Origin of the sequence: Kallipyga gabonensis, assembly GCF_001286805.1 — a bacterium.
In the GTDB taxonomy this organism is placed as follows: Bacteria; Bacillota; Clostridia; order Tissierellales; family Peptoniphilaceae; genus Kallipyga; species Kallipyga gabonensis.
Window position 1 is genome coordinate 610,035 of sequence record NZ_CXYV01000002.1, and the last position, 22,406, is coordinate 632,440.

16 protein-coding genes are annotated in these 22,406 nt (G+C 55.7%); 11 read left to right on the forward strand and 5 right to left on the reverse strand.

All coding sequences use genetic code 11. The features are described from left to right. The first annotated feature begins 112 nt into the window (after positions 1–112). The 6 genes from BN2373_RS04240 (at position 113) to BN2373_RS04265 (ending at position 6,751) form a co-directional block, all read left to right on the forward strand. On the forward strand, positions 113–1,204 hold the full coding sequence (locus BN2373_RS04240; RefSeq protein WP_053942901.1) for a cell wall-binding repeat-containing protein: 1,092 nt from the start codon (positions 113–115) through the stop codon (positions 1,202–1,204). Between the two features lie 246 nt (positions 1,205–1,450). Then, positions 1,451–2,125: an HAD family hydrolase gene (locus tag BN2373_RS04245; protein WP_053942902.1), complete on the forward strand. Its 675-nt coding sequence runs from the start codon at positions 1,451–1,453 to the stop codon at positions 2,123–2,125. Further along, on the forward strand, positions 2,122–2,439 hold the full coding sequence (locus tag BN2373_RS04250; protein ID WP_053942903.1) for an Asp23/Gls24 family envelope stress response protein: 318 nt from the start codon (positions 2,122–2,124) through the stop codon (positions 2,437–2,439). The genes BN2373_RS04245 and BN2373_RS04250 overlap by 4 nt, the downstream gene beginning before the upstream one ends. Beyond that, entirely contained in the window at positions 2,439–3,845 is a 1,407-nt protein-coding gene (locus tag BN2373_RS04255; RefSeq protein ID WP_053942904.1) for an MATE family efflux transporter, read from the forward strand. The genes BN2373_RS04250 and BN2373_RS04255 overlap by 1 nt, the downstream gene beginning before the upstream one ends. Before the next feature lie 158 nt (positions 3,846–4,003). Beyond that, positions 4,004–5,989 carry a molecular chaperone HtpG gene (gene htpG / locus BN2373_RS04260; RefSeq protein ID WP_053942905.1) on the forward strand — a complete coding sequence of 662 codons (1,986 nt, stop codon included), beginning with the start codon at positions 4,004–4,006 and terminating at the stop codon, positions 5,987–5,989. Positions 5,990–6,040: 51 nt separating this feature from the next. After that, entirely contained in the window at positions 6,041–6,751 is a 711-nt protein-coding gene (locus BN2373_RS04265) for a B3/B4 domain-containing protein (protein WP_053942906.1), read from the forward strand. Positions 6,752–6,853: 102 nt separating this feature from the next. Here BN2373_RS04265 and BN2373_RS04270 read toward each other — a convergent pair whose 3' ends face one another. Further along, positions 6,854–9,742: an insulinase family protein gene (locus BN2373_RS04270; protein WP_053942907.1), complete on the reverse strand. Its 2,889-nt coding sequence runs from the start codon at positions 9,740–9,742 to the stop codon at positions 6,854–6,856. Between the two features lie 545 nt (positions 9,743–10,287). Here BN2373_RS04270 and rpsF point away from each other — a divergent pair. The 4 genes from rpsF to BN2373_RS04290 all read left to right on the forward strand — a co-directional run bounded on the left by rpsF (position 10,288) and on the right by BN2373_RS04290 (position 14,076). Then, the gene (gene rpsF, locus BN2373_RS04275; protein ID WP_019133876.1) at positions 10,288–10,572 is read left to right on the forward strand and encodes a 30S ribosomal protein S6; all 285 of its coding nucleotides are present in this window, start codon (positions 10,288–10,290) and stop codon (positions 10,570–10,572) included. Between the two features lie 16 nt (positions 10,573–10,588). Continuing rightward, positions 10,589–11,092, forward strand: a complete 504-nt coding sequence (locus tag BN2373_RS04280; RefSeq protein ID WP_053942909.1) for a single-stranded DNA-binding protein — start codon at positions 10,589–10,591, stop codon at positions 11,090–11,092. A gap of 12 nt (positions 11,093–11,104) precedes the next feature. Beyond that, positions 11,105–11,332, forward strand: coding sequence for a 30S ribosomal protein S18 (gene rpsR, locus BN2373_RS04285; RefSeq protein WP_019133878.1), 228 nt, complete (start codon positions 11,105–11,107; stop codon positions 11,330–11,332). Positions 11,333–11,808: 476 nt separating this feature from the next. Beyond that, on the forward strand, positions 11,809–14,076 hold the full coding sequence (locus BN2373_RS04290) for a cell wall-binding repeat-containing protein (protein WP_053942910.1): 2,268 nt from the start codon (positions 11,809–11,811) through the stop codon (positions 14,074–14,076). A gap of 94 nt (positions 14,077–14,170) precedes the next feature. On the opposite strand, the gene BN2373_RS04295 is transcribed toward BN2373_RS04290, so the two are convergent. Both BN2373_RS04295 and BN2373_RS04300 read right to left on the reverse strand, forming a co-directional pair. Next, positions 14,171–14,830, reverse strand: a complete 660-nt coding sequence (locus BN2373_RS04295; protein WP_154826129.1) for an NUDIX hydrolase — start codon at positions 14,828–14,830, stop codon at positions 14,171–14,173. Beyond that, the gene (locus BN2373_RS04300) at positions 14,814–15,944 is read right to left on the reverse strand and encodes a polysaccharide deacetylase family protein (RefSeq protein WP_053942912.1); all 1,131 of its coding nucleotides are present in this window, start codon (positions 15,942–15,944) and stop codon (positions 14,814–14,816) included. Before BN2373_RS04300 ends, BN2373_RS04295 begins: the two co-directional genes overlap by 17 nt. A 543-nt stretch (positions 15,945–16,487) precedes the next feature. Here BN2373_RS04300 and BN2373_RS04310 point away from each other — a divergent pair. After that, positions 16,488–17,330: a hypothetical protein gene (locus BN2373_RS04310; protein WP_053942914.1), complete on the forward strand. Its 843-nt coding sequence runs from the start codon at positions 16,488–16,490 to the stop codon at positions 17,328–17,330. 34 nt (positions 17,331–17,364) lie between these two features. On the opposite strand, the gene BN2373_RS04315 is transcribed toward BN2373_RS04310, so the two are convergent. After that, complete coding sequence (locus tag BN2373_RS04315) at positions 17,365–21,117, reverse strand: phosphoribosylformylglycinamidine synthase (RefSeq protein WP_053942915.1); 3,753 nt, start codon at positions 21,115–21,117, stop codon at positions 17,365–17,367. Then, the gene (purD, locus tag BN2373_RS04320; RefSeq protein WP_053942916.1) at positions 21,114–22,382 is read right to left on the reverse strand and encodes a phosphoribosylamine--glycine ligase; all 1,269 of its coding nucleotides are present in this window, start codon (positions 22,380–22,382) and stop codon (positions 21,114–21,116) included. The genes BN2373_RS04315 and purD overlap by 4 nt, the downstream gene beginning before the upstream one ends. Positions 22,383–22,406: the final 24 nt, after the last annotated feature.

Sequence of the window (22,406 nt, forward strand, 5' to 3'; positions counted from 1 at the left end):
CAAGGTTGACAAGCTCAAGGAAGCCATCGAAAAATTTGAGAAGGCAAAAGAGTATAAGGACAAGTATTATACGGAGGATTCCTTAAAAGCCTACCAGGCTCAGGCAGATAAGTTGGATGACTACAAAGCCCTTCTTGTCAACGGAAGTCAGAAGGATGTTGATGCGGCCGTCAAGGCTCTTGAGGATGTGAAGTTGATCTTGGTGGATGTTGAATTCATTGACTTTATCTCACGGGTTTCCGGAAAGAATCGGATTTCCACAGCCGTAGAAATTTCCAAGAAATACTTTGAAAAGGGAAAGGTGGATGCGGTTGTTTTAGCCTGTGCGGATGAATTCCCCGATGCTCTTGCTGCAGCCTCATTAGCCAAAGCTTATAATGGCCCCATTCTGCTGACGAAATCTGACCATTTGGATGAAGAAGTCTATAAAGAAATTAAGCGTCTGGATCCTGACCGGGTCATCCTGGTTGGCGGTGTCAAGGCCTTAAGCAACGAAGTAAAAGAGGGACTCAAGGGAATTACCCTTTTCGGCATTGACCGGATTGAGGGAGAGAACCGTTATGAGACTTCTGCTGCGGTTGCTCGTAAGGTCGTCGAAAAGACCGGCTATACCATGAAGGCTGTCATAGCTACCGGTGAGAAATGGCCGGATGCCCTGACTGCTTCTAGCCTTGCTGTGGAAAAGAATAGCCCCATCCTCCTTGTCCGGAAGGACAGCGTTGAAGCTTCGGTAAAAGAAGCCTTGAAAGATCTGAAGATCAAAGAAGTCTTCATTATTGGCGGAACCGATGCTATCGCGAAGTCGGTAGAAGAGAATCTGCCGAAGTTGGCTACGCGTCTGTCGGGCGAAACCCGCTACGAAACCGCCAAAGCGGTGGCGGAATTTGCCTTTGCAAAGAGCGACCATGCCTTCCTGGTATCCGGTGAAGAGTTCGCCGATGCCATGGCCATCGGTCCTGTCGCCGGCACACTCAAGTCGCCCATCCTTTTGACGAAAAAAGCCAAGCTCCACAAGGCTGCTCAGGATGTCTTAGAAAACGGCATTATCGACCACTTTACCATCATTGGCGGAGATGCCCGGATTGCTATTTTTGCCTTAGAGGAAGAAGAGGATACCCGCGATGCGAATGCAAAGCTGGGCCTTCCCATTACCAAGAGATACAACGGAAAGGTCCCCACACTGAAGGAAGCATTGAACAGATAAGGGGATTCTTCCCTAGAAAAAAGGGAGAAAAAAGGGCTAATTAAAAAAGGCGGTGGGCGTAATGAACTGCCCCCAAAAAGTTGGATTTTTGGTCCAACTTTAGGGGGTCAGCTCATAATAGCGTCCATCGCCTTTTTCCTTTTCCCCTCCTATGCCAAGCTTCCGGCTTTCTGTTATACTAAGAATAGGCAAACCGGAAGTGATCCAAGCCAATGAATGGCGTGAATCCATAGAAATTGAGGGACTATGAAAGCAATTGTTTTTGATATGGACGGGACCCTGCTGAATTCCATGCCGGCATGGAATGCGGTTAACGCCCGGCTGATTGAAGAGTTTGATATTCCCATGGACCAGGTGGACTATGATGTCGTCATCACCCAGGGGTTTGAAGATTTAGTTCGGATGCTCAAGGAGAATTTCGACTTTGCACCTGACGTCGATGCCATGTACAAGCGGGCGAACAGCATCATGTCCAAGTGGTATAAGGAGAATTCCGTTACCCGGGAAGGGGTGGTGGAAACCCTGAACTGCTTCAAGGATGCGGGGATTCCTATGGGAGTGGCAACGGCGACCAATTATGACTTGGCCATGATTGCCCTTGAAAAAGCAGGGATCCTGGATTATTTTGACCTGGTTTATTCTTCTTCCACAGACGGCTTTCCGAAAAATGATAAACGGTATTGGGAGGCGGCAGCCAAGGCCATGGGCCAGGCTCCTGAAGATATGGCCCTTTTTGATGACGCCCTCTATGCCCTGATTACGGCCAAGGCGGCCGGCTATACGGTGGTCGCTTTGGAAGATGAGGCCTATGGTCAGGATATTGACCAGATGAAGCGGCAGGCGGACTATTACCTGGTCGGCTTTGAGTACTTTACGCCGAAAGAATGGCTGGAAAAAGAAGATCAAAGGAGGGTCCAATGAAAAAATTTGTCGGGGGATCCTGTTTCGTAGCGAACGAGGTTATTGACACGGTGATTGCCCAAGCGGCCGCTAAGGTCGAAGGGGTCAGTCAGGTCCGCGGCTATGATGCGAAGAACGGCCGTTTGCGGGCCCACTATGACAAGCAGATCCAGACGGAAACCCAGGATGGCCACCTGACCACAGTCCTGGTCCTCTCCGTCAGTCGGGATGCGGTTGTCAAGGACGTGGTTTACCAAGCTCAAGTTGCGATCAAGGAAGAAGTCGAGTCCATGTTCGGCCTTAATTGCGACCGGGTAGATGTGGTTGTCATCTGATGCAAAACACAAGAGACCTCTTAACGGAGCCGATTCCGCAGACCCTCCTGCGGTTTTCGGCTCCCTTTGTCTTAACGGCCTTTGCCCAGATGGCTTACGGCCTGGTGGATATGATGTGGATTGGCCGGATCAATGCCGAGGCTGTGGCGGCGGTGGGACTGGTCGGTCTTCTACTCTGGTTTGGCGAAGCTCTTTCTCTCATTGGGAAAAACGGGATGGGGGTCCTGGTGGCTCGGTATTTCGGCCAGGCTCAGTCGAAGAAAAAAGAGGATCATGCCCTTCGGGAGGGGCTTCTCCTCCGATTGGGTCAAGGCTTCCAGCTCTCTTTCCTGGTTGCGGTAACCTATTGTTTCCTGGGTCAGGTCTTTCTCGTTCCTTTCGCTGACCTCTACCGACTGGGGGAAACCGTCTTTATCTACCTTATCCAATATGCCCGGGTGGTTCTTATTGGTATGGTTTTTATGATCATGTCGGTTTCCTATTCCCAGTCCTACTCCAGCCTGGGCAATTCCATGGTCCCCTTTTCCATCAACCTGGTTGGTCTGGTCCTCAATATGGTCTTAGACCCCCTCCTCATCTTCGGAGGGGGGCCGATCCCGGCTATGGGGGTTTTCGGAGCAGGTTTAGCCACCTCTCTTTCCCAAGCCCTGGTCCTTTTTCTCCTCATCACCTATTCTCGGCGGAGGGATCCCATTGACCCCCTGGGTCTGGTGGGGCGGGCTTCCCTCCTGGGGCGGCCCAAATGGAGCCTTTACCGGGAGATGGTTCGGATTGGCCTTCCCATGGCCCTGATGTCCTTAGTATTATGCCTTATCTCCATGGTCACCAACCATATCCTCTCCAACTTCGGGGCCATAGCGGTGGCGGTGGGTGCTCTCGGCACTCAGATTGAGTCCATCTGCTGGATGACTACCGAGGGTCTGGGATCTGCCCTGACCTCGATGGTGGCTCAAAATATCGGGGCCGGACAAAGGAAGCGGGTTCGGGACACGGTTCTGGTCGGCTGCGGAATTTCTCTCGCTATCGGTTGCTTTACTTCCTTTCTTTTTGTTTTCTTCGGCCGGGAGATTTTTGCCCTATTTATGCGGGAGAAGGAGGCCATCCTTTTGGGCGGAACCTATCTTCTGATTTTTGCCATTCAGGAGCCCTTCATGGGTCTGGAATCCGCGACTTCCTCCACCTATGCCGCCCTGGGGGATACGGTTTTTCCCTCCATGGTCTCCCTGGTGACCAATGTCGCCCGGGTACCTCTCGCCCTCTTATTGATTCCCATGGTGGGCGTTCAGGGGATTTGGCTGGCCATGTCCCTCATGGGTGTCCTCCGGTCGGCCTTTATGGGCCTGGGCCTTTGGAAGAAGATGAGGGACTATTTGAAGACGGGTCATCTCAAGGGTCGGACTGCCTAAGGGCATCCGACTTTTGTTTGCAAGAGGGGGATCATGGGGTATAATGAAAAGTCAGAAGGTCAAAGAAAGTCAGAAACCTCTTCCTGTCGGGCCATCGACCTGCCGGACCGACGAAGAGGGGATAGAAATAGTGACGGGAATAGAAAGGATTTGTCAAGATGAAAAAATTTAAGGCGGAATCGCAGAAGCTCCTGGATATGATGATCCACTCCATCTACACCAACAAGGATGTCTTCCTTCGGGAGCTGATTTCCAACGCTTCGGATGCTTTGGATAAGCGGTACATTATTGATCTGGAGGAGAAAGCTTCGGATTTCGACCGGTCGACCTACAAGATTGAACTCATCCCTGATGAGGAGGACCGGACACTGACCGTCCGGGACTACGGGATCGGGATGACGGAAGAAGAGATGGACAAGAACCTGGGGACCATCGCCCACTCGGGCACCCAGGAGTTCAAGCAGGCCGAGTCCAAGGGGGATGTGGCCTCCATTATCGGCCAGTTCGGGGTCGGTTTCTATGCTTCCTTTATGGTGGCGGAAAAGGTGGAAGTGGTCACCAAATCACTGGAAGACGGGGCTTCCCACCGCTGGATCAGCGAGGGGGTAGACGGCTATAAGATCGAGGAAGCTGACCGGGAGGAGGTGGGGACCGATGTCATCCTCCATCTCCGCAAGGATGAGGGGGATGAGGACTTCTCCCGCTACCTGAATGAATACACCCTCCGGTCCCTGGTCGAGAAGTATTCCAACTACATCCGCTACTCTATCGAGATGGAGGTCAGCCGGCAAAAGCGGGTTCCCCTCCGGGAGGATGCGACGGAAGAGGAAAAGAAGGCATGGGAGGACAATCCGGAATATGAGGAGACTCAGGAAACTCTGACTCTCAATTCCAAGACCCCCATCTGGAACCAACCCAAAAAAGACCTCAAGGACGAGGACTACATCAATTTTTACCAGCAGGAAGGTCTGGGCTTCGGCAAGCCCCTCCGCTGGATCCACTTGGTGGCTGATGGGACCCTGTCCTACCGGGCCATCCTCTACATCCCCTCCCAGGTCCCCTGGGATTTCTACACCCGGGAATTTAAGAAGGGGCTCAGCCTCTATTCCGCCGGGGTCAAGATCATGGACCATGCGGACTCCCTCCTTCCGGACTATCTTTCCTTTGTCCAGGGGGTGGTGTCCAGCGAGGATTTCAAACTCAACCTTTCCCGGGAGACTCTCCAGGAAGACCGGCAGATGATGGCCATGGCCCGGCGGATTGAAAAGCGGGTATTGGAGGAGCTCAAGAAGATGATGGAGGAGGATGAGGAGGCTTACAAGACCTTCTTCGGCCTCTTTGGGACCACCCTCAAGGCCGGCATCTACCAGTCTTATGGGGCGAAAAAAGATGACCTTGCCCCCCTCCTCCTCTTCGATACCTCCCTGGGCCAAGGGCGTTCTTTAGACCAAATCATCGGTGAGGACGGGGATCATGACGGGGATCATGAGCCGGCGGATGCCGATGGCTTGGAGGCTGACGGCCAAGATGGGGCAGAAGATAAGGCGGAGGAAAAGGAAAAGACAAAAATCCTCTATGCCACCGGGGAATCCCTGGAGGGGATCCGCCAACTGCCCACGGTCCAGGCCCTCATGGAAAAGGAAGAGGAAGTGGTCTTCCTGACCGATACGATTGATGAATTTACCATCAAGGCCATGGTGGACTACCAGGGCCATGCCTTTCAGTCCGTTCTTTCCGACGACTTTGCCTTGGAGGGGGAGGAGAAAGAAGATCTCTCTCCGGAAGCCGAAGAACTTTTTTCCGCTATGAAGGAGGTCCTGGATGGGGAAGTGGTGGATGTCAAAGCGGGCCGGGGACTGACCCGGGATGCGGCCATACTGACGGCCCAGGGAGATATTTCCATCGAGATGGAAAAGACCCTGGCCGGCCAGCCGGGTGACATGCCCAAGGTTCAGGCCCAGAAGGTCCTTCAAGTCAACCCCGACCACCCCGTGGTCAAGAAGCTCCTGGCCTTCCGGGACCAGGGCAAGGAAGAGGACTTCCAGGCCTATACCCAACTCCTCTATGACCAGGCCCGGATCATTGCCGGATTGAGCGTGGAGGATCCGGTGACCTTCACCCGTCGGATTCAGGAGCTCATGTAGGGGCTCCAGACTGTTCGTTCAGCCCTTTCTTTGAACCAAAAAGGAGTAAAAATGAAAAAATTTATTGTCGATTCTTCATTCTGGGAACTCTTTCCGGAGGCCAAGATCGGTGTCCTCCTCATTAAAGACATGGAAGCCGGGGAGGAGTCTCCGGAGGCCCTCCAGTCCCTCCTGGCCGAATCCAATGAGATGGCCAAGTCCTATTTAACGGCCGGCGTCTTCAGCGAGAACCCGGTCATCGCCGTCTACCGGGAGGCCTTCAAACAGTTCAAGACCAAGAAAGGGGCCCGGTCGTCCATTGAAGCCCTCCTCAAGCGGGCCTCCAAGGACAACCCCGTACCCTCCATCAACCCCCTGGTCGATATTTACAATGCGGCCAGCCTCCGCTTCGCCCTTCCTTTTGGGGCAGAGGATATGGACACCTTTGAAGGCGACCTCCGCCTGACCATCACGGAGGGCGATGATGCCTTCTATCCTATCGGAGATGGGGAAAACCAGCCCACCCTGCCGGGCGAGCTCTGCTATAAGGATGATGCCGGGGCCGTCTGCCGTTGCTTCAACTGGCGGGACGGTCAGCGGACCATGATCACCGAGGGTACGAAAAATGCTTTCCTGATCAGCGAGTTGGTGGATCCCTCCCGGGAAGATGCCTTGGAAGAAGCCCTTCAATTTATTGAAGATCAGGTGGGAACCTATCTCTCCGGAAAGGTGGAAAAAGTCATTTTGGATAAGGAAAACCCCAGCCTCTTGTTAGAGGATTAGGCCAAGTGCCGATTTGCCCTTTGGCCAGGGCGGCCCCACCCTAACCGGACCCTGGCCGGGGCCTGATTTGGTTGCTGGCCGGGGCCGCTCGACCCTGGCCCCCTAGATCCTACGGACCTCGTCAAAGAGGTCCTTTTCTTTGTCTATGGCTTCCTTGGAGCCAAGGACGACCATGGAGGCCTGAGACCAGGCTTGTTTCAGGGGGTTGGCCATGGCCCGGAGGTCGTCCAGGCGGGTCTCCTTGATTTCCCGGAGGATCCGGTCATGGAAGGAGCGATCGACTCCCCTGAGATAGTTGGAGAGGTCGAAAAGGCCTTTCTGGTTTTCGGTCATGGGGCCATCGACACGGCCCACTGACCCGATGATGAAGCGGACCAGGTCATCGTCAGTGAGGTCCAGTTCGGCCACCCGGTCGGGGAGGGTGCGGAAGATGTCCAGAGTCCGGCGGAGCTGGGGGTCCCGGTAGGAGAAGGCCCCGGCGACCTGGTTGGTTCCCAGGGCAAGCCCCTGACCGTAGGCCCCGCCCTTAGCCCGAATTTCTGTATAGAGGTAGGTGTTGGACATAATATTAGAGAGGACCTGGAAGTGGCCCCCATAGGCCGCCCGGTCGGGGTCCATGAGGGAAGCCATGGCCACGAATTGGACATCCGAGGTCAGGCTGAAGGCCAGGGCCTTCTTTTCCGGAAGGAAGGGGAAGTCCTGGGCAGGCTCGGATTTGACGGGCAGGGAGGCCAGGAAGCCCTCCACCTCATCGACTACCCGGTCCAGGTCCTTACCCGACCCGGTGATATTGACGAGGGGTCGGGCAGTCAGGAAGAGTCGGTGGTAGATTTCCTCAAATTTAACTAAGTCCTCAGGACCGAAATTCCTGGCCAGATCCTTCAGCCAGAGGTAGTAGGACAGGCCCTTGAGTCGGTCGTTGTAGGCCCCGGCGGGAGTCACCTGGGCCATGGCCCGTTGGAGGGCGACCCCGGATCCGTCATCCACCATCCCCATTTCCATGGAGGAGAGGATGATGGCCATGACCTCCCGGATACGGTCGGTCTCATCGAACCGGGTCCGGAGGACCTGGTCGGCCATGAGGTCCAGGCCGGCTGACAGGTTTTCCAGGCCCAGAAATTTGGTGGAAAGGAGGAGCTTTGCCTGGAAGTCCATGGATCCCTGGCGGTCGTAGACCTTGGGGGTCAGGGTGATCCCTCCGGTCAGGAGGTCCTCTAGTACCTCATAGTCCCGGTAGGAGAGGGTCCGGGTGGAGAGCCGTCCCATGAGGTCGGAGACCAGGGTCACATAGGGAAGGTCGGCTTCGGCGAAGTGGGCCAGGTCGAAGACCAGGGTCAGGTAGGTGATTCCTGATGTGGGGAGGTCATGGAGAAGGTAGGTTGCCCTGTCGCTTTCCCGGACTTCCCGAGGCACACGGACCAGGTGGTCGGGGAGGTCCTCCCGGCCCAGGCGGGGGATGGTAGCCTTGGCCTCCGGAGAATCGGGCCGGTTCTGTCGATCTTCCAGTTTTCTGTTGGATTTGATGAGGGTCTGGATTTCTTCCTCCGAGAGACCGGCCTTGTAATCAGCCAGAGACTTGGCCAGGTCTCGGTCCCTTTGGGCATTTAAGCCGGCCTGGGGCAGGTGGACCAGGAAGACCCGGTTGGGGTTGTCCAGGAGCTTATCCCGGATGTAGGCCTCCAGAGCCCCCTCCCGAACCATGGCCCGGACCGACCGGAGTTTGTCCGCATAGGCGATCCGGTCCATGGGATCGGCCCCATAGATCCCTTCGGACAGGGCCATGGCCATGAAGAGGATCCCCTTGGTCGCCATCCCCTGCTTTTCCCTGAGGTCGAATTCCAGGGATTGGAGGAGGCCGGCCAGGAGGTCACGGTCCAGACCATCCTCCACCATCCGCCGGATCTCCCGGTCGACCACTTTCAGGAAGAGGTCCTTTTTGTCGGGGTCCACCCCCTTGGCGACCAGGGAGAAACCCACTTCCTTGAGGTCCCAGACCTCGGAAAGGAGGTCCTTGGCCCCGACTTCCTCAAGAATGGCCCGGCGGAGGGAGGAAGACTCCGACTTGACCAGGACCTGGTCCATGAGGTGGTAGAGATAGCGAACCTCGTCCGTTCTGGCCCGGTCGACCAGCCAGGAGAGGGAGAAGAAGGCTTGGCCCTCCTCATCCTCGCCTGTGTCGATGGAGAAGGGAACTTCCTTGGTTATGGGAGCCTCTACCTTGGCCACTGTTTCCGGCTGGCTCCGGACTTCTTTCTTATCGAAGGCATCCAAATAGGAGGCCAGGTGGTCGAAGGTGGCCTCCTCGTCGATGGCCCCATAGAGGAAGATGTAGGCATTGGAGGGGTGGTAGTAGGTCCGGTGGAAGTCGCAGAAGGCCTCATAGGTCAGGTCAGGGATCCGGTAGGGGTCTCCGCCGGCATTGTTGGCATAGATGGTTCCCCGGTAAAGGGACCGCATGATGGCATCGAAGACCTGGTCTTCGGGGGAGGACATGGCCCCCCTCATCTCGTTGTAGACGACTCCGCTTAGGGTCAGGGGGTCCTCCGGCCGGTCGATGGCGTAGTGCCAGCCCTCCTGGCGGAAGATCCTTTCGTCCTCAAGGACGGCGGGGTAAAAAACGGCATCCAGATAGAGGTCCATGAGGTTACGGAAGTCGGCCGGGTTCCGGGAGGCGATGGGGTAGACCGTTTTGTCGGGATAGGTCATGGCGTTAAGGAAGGTTTGGAGGGAAGACTGAAGGAGGTCCATGAAGGGTTCCTTGGTCCTGTACTTCCGTGACCCGTTGAGGACACAGTGCTCCAGGATGTGGCAGTTCCCGGTCGACCCCAGGGGCGGGGTGGGGAAGGTGATAGCGAAGACCTTGTTGTCATCAGTCTTCTTCATGTGGAGGACCCGGGCGCCGGTCTTCTCGTGTCTATATAAATGAAGGGTAGAGGCCTCCTCGGGGACGGCCCTCTCCTTGATTTGGGTGAATCCGTGGATTGTGGTCATGTTGGGCTCCTTTCATCAGGTGATGAGACTATACTACCAAAAATGGGGAGGGGGAAGAAGCCCGGAAAGATGGTTTTGGGACCGAAGTAGTGGTGGTTTGGGGAGAAACGGCTAACCACCACTATGGTTTTGGGCTAGAAGTAGTGGTGGTTTTGGGAAAATGACGAAACCACCATTATGTCTTTTTGCATGAGGGTAGTGGTGGTTTGGAGAAAAACGTCAAACAAACACTATAGATTTCGGGAATATGGTCGTTGCAGTCGTGTTGATTGGCGAAAAAACGGCGAACCACCACTAGTGAGGTGGGAAAATATAGTGTTGATTTGGGGAAAAATGGCAAATCAACACTATGGGGAGCTCAGATGGTATTCATATCGATGGAATGATTCAAAATGGGGAGGGGGAGGGAAGAATTTTTCTTGCAAAAGATGGGCCATTTAGTATAATGTATTGGTATGTTCAGTGGTTTAGGGATTTTTGTGCCCTGCCATGAGCAATCTCTGGTCCGTTCAAAAGCGGGTCAAATCCAAAGGGAGGTGAAAGACATGAATCAATATGAGATGGTGGTCATCTTACGAGCTGATGTTGAAGAAGAAGACCGCAAAAAAGTCTTGGATCGCTTGATTGATGCGATCGATGAGACCGGCAAGGTCCTGGATCTCGATGAGTGGGGAAACCGCAAGCTTGCCTATCCGATTGACTTCAAGAAAGACGGCTATTACGTTGTTCTGACCTATGAGGCAGAGCCGGAAACTGTCCAGGAAGTCGAGCGTCGGGCAAGAATCTTGGACAACATCTTACGCTATCTGACCGTAAAGAAAGAGGCGTAAGTCCTAGGAGGTAGCGATGAACCAAGTCGTTCTGATGGGAAGACTGACAAGAGACCCCGAGTTAACCTACAATAATTCTACAGGCAACGCCATGGTCCGCTTCACCCTTGCGGTGGACAAGAGACTATCGCGTGAGAAGAAACAGGAGATGGAAGCGAATAATCAGCCCACGGCCGACTTCATTGGCTGTGTTTGCTGGGGAAGGTTAGCAGAGAATGTCAACCGCTTTTCTGCAAAAGGGAAGCGGGTCCTGGTCGAAGGACGGATCCAAACCGGATCCTATGTTGCCCAGGATGGATCTCGGCGTTACACCACCGATGTGGTGGCCAACAATGTTGAGTTTGTGGACTGGAAGGAACGCAATGATTCCTATAACCAGGGCGGTTCCGCTCCGGCCCCACAAAACAACAACTACCCCGAGAACCGGAGTGCCCAGGGTAGCCAGGAAGCTGGCGGATCGGGCGATGACTTCTTCGGCGATGACTTCGCCCCGGTGGATGATTCCCGCATCCCTTTCTAAAAAGGAGATCGTATGAGCCGCCGCACATTTAGACCCCGCAGAAAGGTCTGCCAATTCTGCAAAGATAAAGAAAAAGTACTGGACTACAAGGATGTGGAACAGGTCAAGAACTTCATCAGCGATGCCGGGAAGATCCTTCCTCGCCGCGTGACCGGGACCTGTGCCAAGCACCAGCGCGATGTCAACAAGGCTGTCAAGAGAGCCCGGGCCATCGCCATCATCCCTTACGAAGACAAGTAAGAATCAAAAGGTCGGCCGTCTGGCCGATCTTTTTTTTGCGATGACAAAAAAATCGTTCTCCGATTTATCGGATTTTATCTTGGCTTTGGGAGTAGGACAAGAAATAATAAGATAAAAACAGACCAAAAAGCTTGTGTTTTCAATCCTTTATGATGAAGAAAAAATGCTCAGGAGATGGGTGAAAGAGATTGAAACTTTTTTGTAAACGTGATAAGCCAAGTAAGCCATAGTGGAAGGGTCGTAGACATTTTTATACAGTTTATGGCCGAGACCACAAGAGATAAATGATGATTATTTATTTTAAGGAGGAAAAAATGGGATAGAAATTTTCAAAGGTTTTAGGGATTTTCTTAGCTCTGGCTCTTATCCTGACTGCTGTTCCTACAGCATTCGCTGAGTCCAAGGATAGCGACACAGGTATTGTTGAGGGCAGAGAAGGAAAATTCACCGTCACCATCAAGACCAGCAGCAATAAGATGCTGATGCTGGGCGATGATGACATGGCAAAAGTGAACGTCTATGCGGCTTGGTCCGCAGAGAAGGCCGACGGGACCAAGGTCCAGGAAGCCCTGGCAACAACTCCTCAGCCCCTCACCGTTGATAAGACTACGGACATCTCTTTCGACGTTGACGTGCCCGAGCAGATTGCCGGAAACGATGTTGACACTCTGAAGAACATCACCCTCAAGGTTTGGGCTGATGCCGCTTCTCTGAAGGCTCTTGTTGAAGCCAAGGTCGGCAAGGTTGAAGTGAAAGCCCCGACCATCAAAGCTGAAGAAATCTTCGGAACAGATATGGACCTGATTTTCTTGGGCAATGCCGTTGGCGGAAGCAAGGAAGATCCTGCTACTGCCGCTCAGGAAATGGGAACTCGGACCTTCGATCAGATTGTCGCTTGGGTTGGCGGAGATAAGACTATTGCTTCTCCTGATGTCACCCTGAACTACAACTTCACCTTCGAGTGGGTCCTCAACCAGACTAAAGACTCCACCATCCGTGTCTTTGAAGATGGAACCGATAATCCGATTGAAGGGGCTAAAATCAAATTCTATAACGTCAAAGTAGATGGAGATAAATACGCCCTTGATGAGAATCACAATTTAATGATTGATGATGAAGTAGAAGGCATTACAGGCAATTATATGACCGATAAGGATGGTATGATCAAGCTTGGTGCATCTACCCTCAAAAACTTGCCTCTAAAAGCGAAGACGGTTGTCATCGCTGTCAAGGCTGAAAAACAAGGTTATGCTAACTCTACCGTCTCCTTCATCTCTCTCCGCAACGACCTGAACGACCAGATCCCCGGACTGGAAAGAAAGAACGGTGTCAACGCGGTTCTGAGAATGTACAACACCGAGGAACAAGCTCCCTTTGAAGTTCGCGTTTTCGCGGAAGGTCGCAAGACTGATCTTCACGCTGTAGAAGGCGTTGAAGTCACCATCAATAAGGATGCTTCCGAGTTCATGCAGGAACTCAAATTAGGTGAAGTCCTCTATAACGGCAAGACCGACAAGAACGGCGTTGCTTATGTCAAGGATCACAATGTCCTGATTTATTGGGTTGAGAAGACCCTTCCTCAAGATGGAGACTGGACTCAGGTTCCTTACAGAGCCTTCTCTATCATCACCGTCAAGAAGGACGGCAAGGTCATCGCTCAGCATAAGATTACTGACGAAGATATTGATAATAACTACTATGAAGTAAAGATCAATGAAGGCCGCAAGGCTCTCTTCCCGCGGATTGAGGGTGAAGACCGGTATGAAACCGCTGTTAAGATTGCCAAGGAACAGTATCCCAATGGTCTCGAGAACAAGACCGTCATCCTGGCCACCGGACAGAACTTCGCCGATGCTTTGACCGCTAACGGCCTGACCAACCTCTATCAGGCTCCGATCCTTCTGACCAAGTCCAACAGCATTCCTGAGTCGGTCATGGCTTATCTGAAGGCTCAGCAGGCTGCCGGAAAGCTCGAGAACGTCCTGATCGTTGGTAAGAGCGACGCTGTTTCCAACTCCATTTCTGAAGTGCTGACCAAGATGCGTCTGAGCGTTGCCAGCGTGGGTGGTGCTAACAGATTTGAAACCGCTATTGAAGTGGCTAAGCTCCTGAAGGCTGATCCGAGCGAAGGAAAAATCCCCTTTGCCGAGAATGCTATTCGAGTAGCTGATCGCGTCAATCCGAATACCGACGGTTATAGCGAGACCTACTTCCTGGCTAACGGCTTCAGCTTCGCTGATGCTCTGATCGCCTCCGTACCTTCTTCCCGTTACGGCTATCCCATCCTTCTGACTGATGGATCCAACCATCTCCGTCCTGAAACCAAGTCCTTCCTGGATGATGCGTTCAAGGCCGGCAAGCTGAACAAGATCCTGGTCATGGGCGGAACCGCTGTAGTTTCCGAAGGTGCCAAGTCTGATGTTCCCGGTTCCAAGGTCGACAGACTTTATGGACAGAACCGTTACCAGACCAACATGGCTGTTAATGAATACTTCAAGAACGCCACCAAGGTCTATGTGGTAACCGGTGAAAAGTATGCTGATGCTCTCGTTGCCGGACACCTGGCTGCTGAGAACAACGCTGCTATCCTCATGGTCAACCCCAAGGGCTTGACTAAGGAACAGTCCGACTGGATCAAGAAGAACGACAAGATCACCGACTACGTCATCGTTGGTGGTGACAATGCCGTTTCTGAGAAAGTCGAAATGGAAATTGAAGACATCGTTCTTGGAATCACCAAGTAAATAATCTTCATTACCACGGCAAAAAAGCTGGGCCCCGAAGGGTCCAGCTTTTTTCATGTCCAAAATCTCTTGTGGATCTTGGTGGAGTATTGCCTTATATCGAGAGGTCCTTTTGTAGTTGTTTGAGGATTCGTCCGGTCAGCCCCCAGATGGTTTTCCCTTCCCAATAGAAGAAGGGGGTTATGGATTCGCCTTCGATGAAGGGGTAGTTTCGGCCACCCGGGATGTCTTCGTAGGGAAAGCTTTCCTCCGGGAACTCACGAACCTGAGACCGGTAGACTTTGGCTTCCAGATGGGCCAGGGCCTCCAAAGGAATGGTGAAGATCCGGTCGACTTCATCTGTTGAGAATGTTTCACCGTAGCCTTCCAAAAGGCCTAAAAAGCAGTCGATCTTTCGGCCGTAGGTGGAGACGTAGGTGTAGGGGTGGGCGAGAATATGGACCTGGTGGGGGGAGAGGAGGAGTTCTTCGCCGGTTTCACGAATGGCTGCTTCCGCAGGGCTTTCGCCGTCTTCGATGGCCCCGCCGGGAAAGGAGATCTCTCCGGGTTGGGTCTTGAGGTGGGAAGCACGGACTTCAAAGAGTAAAGAAAACTCCCCCTTCCCGTCCGGGATGAGGGGGAGCAAAATCGCATAGTTTTTCCATTCACCCTCCCCGATGATTTGGGGAGGGTGGTTTTGTAAAGAAGCGAGGCTTGTCTTGAGGCGTTTGTTCAAGGGGATGACCTCCATTTCTTTTCTATTCGATGATGCCAAAGGAAAAGCCTTCTTTTCGGAGAGCCTCTACGATGAGAGGGATGGACTTCCGGGTCACTTCCTTCTTGGGCGTATCGTGCATGAGGAGGGTGATGCAGTTGGGCTTTCCGTAGGCTGTCCAGCCCTTGAGGACTTCTTCAACCTGGGCTAGGGGTGTCTTTGGCCCACCCTTGTGGGCAGCATCGCCGTTGGTGGAGTTCCAGTCAATCCAGTGGACGCCGCGGTCGGCCAGGGCCTTGTCTGCGGCTTCCAGGTTTTTCCAGGACATATGGCCCCCGGGGTACCGCCAGACATTGACCTGAACATCTTCGCCCATCAACTTGTTGAGGAGGGTGTGCAGTTTATCGTATTCTTCCATGATGTGGTCTTTGTTACCTGACCGACCGGGATAGAGGTAGGCGTAGTCGTGGCTGAAGGAGTGGTAGGCGAGACCGTGTCCTTCATCCATCATCCGTCTCATCAGAGGCTTGGTTTCTTCATTCATGGTCCGGCCACAGAGGAAGAAGGTGGCGGGGACACCTTCCTTGGCGAGGATGTCCAGAAGTTCTCCGGTGGATTTGGAGGAGGGGCCGTCGTCGAAGGTGAGGAAGGCAATCTTATTATCTCCTGCCAGGGGCTTTCCTTCAAACATGGCTTCTTTGATGGCCTGGACGGGATAGGCATAGACGGAAGCAGCCTTATTGTGGTTGGTCCCTTTGCCCTGGGCATCCTGGACCGCATCTCCGGTGTTGGCCTTGGCCTGGATCTTCCCTTCGCCGTGACCGGCAGGGCTTTCTGCATTGGATTCCCGATCCGATGAAGTGTCGGATTGGTCCTGGCTTTGGACGGAGGATTCGGATTCTCTTGGAGTCTCTGTTAGGGAAGATTCGGGGTCAGTCCCGACCGGAGCAAACGTACCCTGACTTTGGGGCGGGTCCGTGGGATTGCCTTGCTGGGGTGGGGGGACGAGTCGACCCTCCTTAACCTCCCGCAACCGGTAGCCGATGAAGATACCCATGGCCAGGGCAACAATGGCAATCAGGAGGAAGACAAGGAGCCTTCTCCGTCCGGCTGCTTTTCGGGCCTCCGCCCGCCTCTGGTGAAAATCCGGATGATCATGAAAATTGTTATCCATATTTCCTCACTTTTATCTCATCATTGTCGATGTTTTCACTTGCTAACTCACCCCTTTATTCTATCGGATTCGGGTGGGCCTGTCGAACATCTTTACTCCATATTTGGGGGATTTTGGGGAGGATAATTCCGCCCTAGACATGAGGATGGGGAATTGGGCGGTTTTTCTGCAGGAGGGAATACCCCTCCAATTGGGGATTTTGCCGGAATGGACCGGTATGAGGCCACCCCTCCAAACGGGGATTTTGTCGGGAAGGGCCGGCATGAGGCTACCCCTCCAAACGGAGGTTTTGCCGGAGAGGGCCGGTATGGGGTTACCCCTCCAAATGGGGATTTTATTGGGAAGGGCCGGTATGAGGCTACCCCTCCAAATGGAGGTTTTGCCGGGAAGGGCCGGCATGAGGCTACCCCTCCAAACGAGGATTTTGCCAAGAGGACCGGTATGGGCATATAGACCAAGGTTTTTGGAACAGATCCGGGACGAAGTTTATGTCAAAATGTAAGGGATAATCCGATGAATGATGATTGGAGACAAGGAGGAGTCTTGAATAGAAAGCGAGATCGGAAAAATGAGAAGATTCGGGCCTTAAAAAAGGGGTTGGAGTCGATTAAGGTGGAGGAAATAGCGGGGAACCTTTACATCAAGCGTGGGCGGGGGACATGTCAATATTATCACCGGGTTCGTATGGAGGGAAAGATCCAGCGTCGTTATATTTCTATTCAAGAGATGGATTTGGCTCGGCATTTAGCTCAGCAGACCTACAATCGGTCGGTAGAAAGACTGATTTCTTCTTTGGAAAGAGAGGATTTGGATAATGATGAGATTGACCGTCTGGTGGACGACCAATTTCTTGCTTTGTCCCCGGAGAGGAGAAGCTTGATTCGACCGGTCCAGAAACCTCTCCTCCAGAAGTTAGCGGATTGGAAAAAGAGGGCCTACCAGGGGCTCCCTTTCAAACCGGAGGATCCTTTGATTCTAACTTACCAAGGAAAGCGGGTGAGATCCAAGACGGAGAAAATACTCTGTGATCGCTTTGATCAGATGGGCATCACCTACAAATACGAATGCCCCCTGGTCCTCAAGGACGGGGTCATCTTCTATCCTGACTTCACCTTCTTCAATCCCTATACCGAGGAGGAGATTTATTGGGAGCACCATGGCCTCATGGGAGATGGGGACTATACGATGAGGACCATTGAGAAGATTCGGACCTACGAAAAGAATGGGATCGGGCTGGGTCGGCGGCTCCTGGTGACTTTTGAAGGGGGAAAGCTGAGCGTGGACTACGACCGGGTCAAGGATTTGATTCGGGACTTCCTCCTGCCTTTAGTTCCTCCCGGAGCCCGGCCAAGGCAAAAAAAGGACCGCCAAAGGGAGGTCCTTTAGCGGTCCAATCACGAGGCCCAGAGGGCGCCCGGCATTAGATTTCCTGGTCGAAGTAGACTTTAGCGGCTTGGAAGAACTTCATATCGTAGGTCCCGGGGATGTTGAGGTAGAGGCCGGAGCCGGAGCGTTCGGTGTGGCCCATCTTGCCCAGGATCCGGCCGTCGGCGGCCATGAGGCCTTCGATGGCGGCGGTGGATCCGTTGGGATTGAAGGCGATGTCCATGGAGGGCCGGCCATCGGGGTCGGCGTACTGGAAGGCGACCTGGCCATTCTTGAAGAAGGCTTGGACGTCCTCATCCCGGGCCAGGAAGCGGCCTTCGCCGTGGGAGATGGGTGCCTTATAGAGGCGGTCGGGGTCCAGGAAGCAGAGCCAGGGGGAGTCGGTGGAGGCCACCCTGAGGTTGACGATCCGAGATTGGTGGCGGCCGATCCGGTTGTAGGTCAGGGTGGGGGCGGTCTCCTTGGGGTCGGTGATGTGGCCGTAGGGGAGGAGGCCCAGCTTGACCAGGGCCTGGAAGCCGTTGCAGATGCCCAGGGCCAGGCCCTCCCTCTTATACAGGAGGTCTTCGATGGCCTGGGCGATGCCTTCATTCCGGAGGAAGGATGCCATGAACTTGGCTGACCCGTCGGGCTCATCCCCGCCGGAGAAGCCGCCGGGCAGGTAGAGGACCTGGGCCTGGTCCAGGGCCTTGCGGAAGGCCTCCGTGGACTCGGCGATGTCTTGGCTCGTTTGGTTGCGGACGACGAAGACCTGGGGTTCCAAGCCCCCCTCCCGGATGTACTGGGCGGCGTCGTATTCGGTGTTGGTGCCCGGGCAGACCGGGATGAGGACCTTGGGACGGGCCTGGGACAGTTTGGCACGGACTTGGGACATGGGGTTGTCGGCAGGGGCCTTGGCCTTGGGGGCGGGGAGGTCGGCTTCATCGATCTCGGGCCCCTCCAGGGGATAGACCTCCTCCAAGGTGTCCTCATAGGCCGCCAGGAGGTCGGCCAGGTCCAGGACCTCATCCTGATATTGGAGGGTCCGGTCGTCGTTGGTCCGGCCCAGGAGGGTCAGGTCGAAGGCCTTCGAGGGGGCCAGGTCCTCACGGACTTCCAGGATCAAGGAGCCGTAGTTCCGGTCGAAAAGGTCCTCCAGGTCCCGGTCCTCATAGACAAAGCCCATCCCGTTCCCCAGGGCCATTTCGAAGACCTTGTGGGCGATCCCGCCCATGTCGGGGGTCCCGGCAGCCAGGATCTTGCCCGACCGGTTGGCCTCATCGACAGAATCGAAGAGGGCCCGAAGGGAGTCGGTTTCGGGAAGGAGGTTGTCGTCCTTCTTGGGCGAGAGGAGGTAGACCTTATGGCCGGAGCCCTTGAATTCCGGAGAGAGGACCCGGTCCAGCTTGCCGGTGGTGACGGCAAAGGAGATGAGGGTGGGGGGGACATCCAGGTCTTCGAAGGAGCCGGACATGGAGTCCTTGCCCCCGATGGCGGCCAGGCCGAAGTCCATCTGGGCCTGGTAGGCGCCCAGGAGGGCGGCCATGGGGAGGCCCCAGCGCTTGGGGTCCTGGTCCAGGCGGAGGAAGTACTCCTGGAAGGAGAGGTAGGTCTCCTCCAGGTCGGCCCCCGCAGCCACCAGCTTGGTCAGGGAATCGACCACCGCATAGTAAGCCCCATGGTAGGGGGAGGAGGCGGTCAGGTAGGGGTCAAAGCCCCAGGCCATGAAGGAGACGTCCTCGGTGTCGGCCTTCTCCACGGAGATCTTCTGGACCATGGCCTCCGGTGGGGTCAGCTGGTTCTGGCCCCCGAAGGGCATGAGGACCGTCCCCTTGCCGATGGTGGCGTCGAAGGATTCGGCCAGGCCCCGCTGGGAGGCTCCGTTCAGGCCGGTGACCACATCTTCCATGGCGGAGGCGAAGTCTTTGGGGTCCTCCACCAGGCCGGCGAAGGAGGGGGTATACTTGGCGGTTTCCACCGTGATGTGCTTGTCCGCCCCATTCTCATCCAGGAAGGCCCGGTCCAGGTCCACGATGGTCTTGCCTTGCCAGGTCATCTTGACCCTAGGCTCCTCAGTGACCACGGCCACCTGGGTGGCTTCCAGATTTTCCTCATGGGCCATGGTCAGGAATTCCTCCAGGTCCTCGGGGTCGATGCAGACGGCCATCCGCTCCTGGGATTCGGAGATGGCCAGTTCCAGCCCGTTCAGACCCTCATACTTCTTGGGGACCTTGTCCAGGTCGATCTCCAACCCGTCAGCCAGCTCGCCGATGGCTACGGAAACCCCGCCGGCCCCGAAGTCGTTGCAGCGTTTGATCATCTTGACGGCCTTGGGATTGCGGAAGAAGCGTTGGAGCTTTCTTTCCTCGGGGGCATTCCCCTTCTGGACTTCGGCCCCTGCGGTCTCTGCCGAGTCCACCTTCTGGGCCTTGGAGGACCCGGTGGCTCCGCCGATCCCGTCCCGTCCGGTCCGTCCGCCCAGGAGGATGATGGGGTCGCCCGGCTGGGGGGTCTCCCGGCGGACCAGGTCCGCAGGAACGGCGGCGACCACCGCGCCTACTTCCAGCCGCTTGGCCACATAGTTGGGGTGGTAGATCTCCCGGACCTGGCCCGTGGCCAGGCCGATCTGGTTGCCATAGGAGGAGTAGCCCTGGGCGGCTTCCCGGCAGATCTGGATCTGGGGGAGCTTACCTTCCAGGGTCTCTTCCACCGGGGTCAGGGGATCGCCCGCCCCCGTCACCCGCATGGCCCCGTAGCAGTAGGCCCGGCCGGACAGGGGGTCCCGAATGGCCCCGCCGATGCAGGTGGCGGCCCCACCGAAGGGCTCGATCTCCGTGGGGTGGTTGTGGGTTTCATTTTTGAAGAGGAGGAGCCAGGGCTCTTCCTTGCCGTCGATGGTGACCTTGATTTTGACCGTGCAGGCGTTGATTTCTTCGGAAGCGTCCAGACCGTCCAGTTTGCCTTGGGCCCGGAGGGCCTTGCCGGCGATGGTTCCCAGGTCCATGAAGGTGATGGGCTTGGTCCGGCCCAGTTCCTCCCGGGTTTTCAGGTAGTCCTGGTAGGACTTTTCCAGGAGGGGGTCTTCAAAAGTGACTTGGTCCAGGACGGTGTTGAAGGTGGTGTGGCGGCAGTGGTCGGACCAGTAGGTGTCCAGGATGCCCAACTCGGCCTCGCTGGGGTCCCGGTCCTTCTTCTTGAAGTAGTCCTGGATCAGGGTCAGGTCGTCCAGACCCATGGCCATGGCCCGGTCCTCCCGGAAGGCGTCCAGGGCGGCGGAGTCCATGGCCCGGAAGCCCTCCATGAGCCGGACGGGGTCCGGGGGAGTGATCTTCATGGCCAAGCTCTCCTTCTTGTCCAGGCCGGCCTCCCTCGAATCGACGGGGTTGATGAGGAGGCGGCGGAGCTTGGCTTGGTCAGCCTCGGTCAGGACCCCATAGAAGAGGTAGACCTGGGCGGAGAGGACCCGGGGGCGGTCACCGCCCAGGAGCATCTGGATGCACTGCTCGGCGGAGTCGGCCCTTTGGTCGAATTGGCCGGGGAGGGCTTCTACGGCCAGGATGAAGTCAGCCTTCCGCCCGTCCTGGGCCTCTTCCAGGCTTTGGTAGGTCAGGTCGACCGGGGGGTCGGAAAAGACTTCCTCCAGGGCCAGGTCAAAGAGATCCTCGGAGGCCATGTCCACATCGTATCTTTTGAGAAGGCGGACTTCTTCCAGGCCCTCGATCCCGTAGAGGGTTTGGGCATCCGAGAGGATTCGGTCTTCTTCGTTTCGAAGGCCGGGCTTCTTTTCAACGTAGCGGCGAAAGATCATGATAACCTCGCTTTCAAGGCCTCTTGGCCAATATCTTTCCGGTAGTAGGCATGGTCAAAGTGGCAGTCCTGGATGGACCGGTAGGCCTTCTTGATGGCCTGGTCCAGGGTCTTGGCCCGGTCGGTCACGGTCAGGACCCGGCCGCCGGAGGTCAGGAGGGACTCCCTCTCCAGGCGGACGCCGGCGAAGTGGACCTTGTCCAGGACTTCCTCGGAAACGGTAACCGGGTAGCCGGTCTGGTAGGCTTGGGGATAGCCCTCAGAGGCCAGGACCACGCAGCAGGCGGCATCCTTGGAGAAGCTGACTTCGACCTGGCCCAGCCGCTCCTCGGTGACGGCCTCCATGATGGTCAGGAGGTCGGATTCCAGGAGGGGGAGGACCACTTGGGTTTCGGGGTCGCCGAACCGGCAGTTGTACTCGATGACCTTGGGGCCCTCTTTCGTCAGCATGAGGCCGAAGTAGAGGCAGCCCTTGAAGGGACGGCCCTCCTTGTTCATGGCTTCCATGGTGGGGAGGAAGATGGTTTCCATGCAGGTCTTGGCCACCTCATCCGTATAGTAGGGGTTGGGGGCGATGCAGCCCATGCCTCCGGTGTTGAGGCCCTTGTCCCCGTCCAGGGCCCGCTTGTGGTCCATGGAGGAGACCATGGGGACCAGGGTCTTTCCGTCGGTGAAGGTCAGGACGGTCACTTCCGGCCCTTCCAGGAATTCCTCGATCAGGCAGGTCTCGCCGGACTTGCCGAATTTTCCCTCCACCATGCAGGCCCGGACGGCCTCCCGGGCCTGGTCTTCCGTCGGGCAGATCATGACTCCCTTGCCCTTGGCCAGGCCGGAAGCCTTGACCACCAGGGGGGCGCCGACTTGGTCGATGAAGGCCAGGGCCCGGTCCAGGTCATCGAAGACCTTGAACTTGGCCGTGGGGATGCCGTATTTTTCCATGAGGCCCTTGGCGAAGGCCTTGGATCCCTCGATCTCAGCGGCTGCCTTGTTGGGGCCGAAGCAGGGGATCCCCAGGGCTTCCAGGCGGTCGACCAGGCCCATGACCAGGGGGTCGTCGGGGGAGACGACGGCATAGTCTACGGGGTTTTCCTGGGCGAATTCACAGACCCCGTCCAGGTCCTCGGCCGAGATGTCGATGCAGTCGGCATCCATCCCGTAGCCGGGGTTGCCCGGCAGGGCCCAGATGGTCCGGACTTTGGGGTTTTCACGAAGTTTTCTTACAATGGCATGTTCACGGCCGCCACCGCCGACTAAGAGGATGTTCATGAGGACTCCTTTTCATGCATGGAT

What these genes read in the sequence shown, in the direction of transcription:
- BN2373_RS04245 (WP_053942902.1), top strand. Translation starts at nt 1,451, where the DNA reads ATGAAAGCAATTGTTTTTGATATGGACGGGACCCTGCTGAATTCCATG.
- BN2373_RS04250 (WP_053942903.1), top strand. Translation starts at nt 2,122, where the DNA reads ATGAAAAAATTTGTCGGGGGATCCTGTTTCGTAGCGAACGAGGTTATT.
- BN2373_RS04255 (WP_053942904.1), top strand. Translation starts at nt 2,439, where the DNA reads ATGCAAAACACAAGAGACCTCTTAACGGAGCCGATTCCGCAGACCCTC.
- htpG (WP_053942905.1), top strand. Translation starts at nt 4,004, where the DNA reads ATGAAAAAATTTAAGGCGGAATCGCAGAAGCTCCTGGATATGATGATC.
- BN2373_RS04265 (WP_053942906.1), top strand. Translation starts at nt 6,041, where the DNA reads ATGAAAAAATTTATTGTCGATTCTTCATTCTGGGAACTCTTTCCGGAG.
- BN2373_RS04270 (WP_053942907.1), bottom strand. Translation starts at nt 9,742, where the DNA reads ATGACCACAATCCACGGATTCACCCAAATCAAGGAGAGGGCCGTCCCC.
- rpsF (WP_019133876.1), top strand. Translation starts at nt 10,288, where the DNA reads ATGAATCAATATGAGATGGTGGTCATCTTACGAGCTGATGTTGAAGAA.
- BN2373_RS04280 (WP_053942909.1), top strand. Translation starts at nt 10,589, where the DNA reads ATGAACCAAGTCGTTCTGATGGGAAGACTGACAAGAGACCCCGAGTTA.
- rpsR (WP_019133878.1), top strand. Translation starts at nt 11,105, where the DNA reads ATGAGCCGCCGCACATTTAGACCCCGCAGAAAGGTCTGCCAATTCTGC.
- BN2373_RS04290 (WP_053942910.1), top strand. Translation starts at nt 11,809, where the DNA reads ATGCTGATGCTGGGCGATGATGACATGGCAAAAGTGAACGTCTATGCG.
- BN2373_RS04300 (WP_053942912.1), bottom strand. Translation starts at nt 15,944, where the DNA reads ATGGATAACAATTTTCATGATCATCCGGATTTTCACCAGAGGCGGGCG.
- BN2373_RS04315 (WP_053942915.1), bottom strand. Translation starts at nt 21,117, where the DNA reads ATGATCTTTCGCCGCTACGTTGAAAAGAAGCCCGGCCTTCGAAACGAA.
- purD (WP_053942916.1), bottom strand. Translation starts at nt 22,382, where the DNA reads ATGAACATCCTCTTAGTCGGCGGTGGCGGCCGTGAACATGCCATTGTA.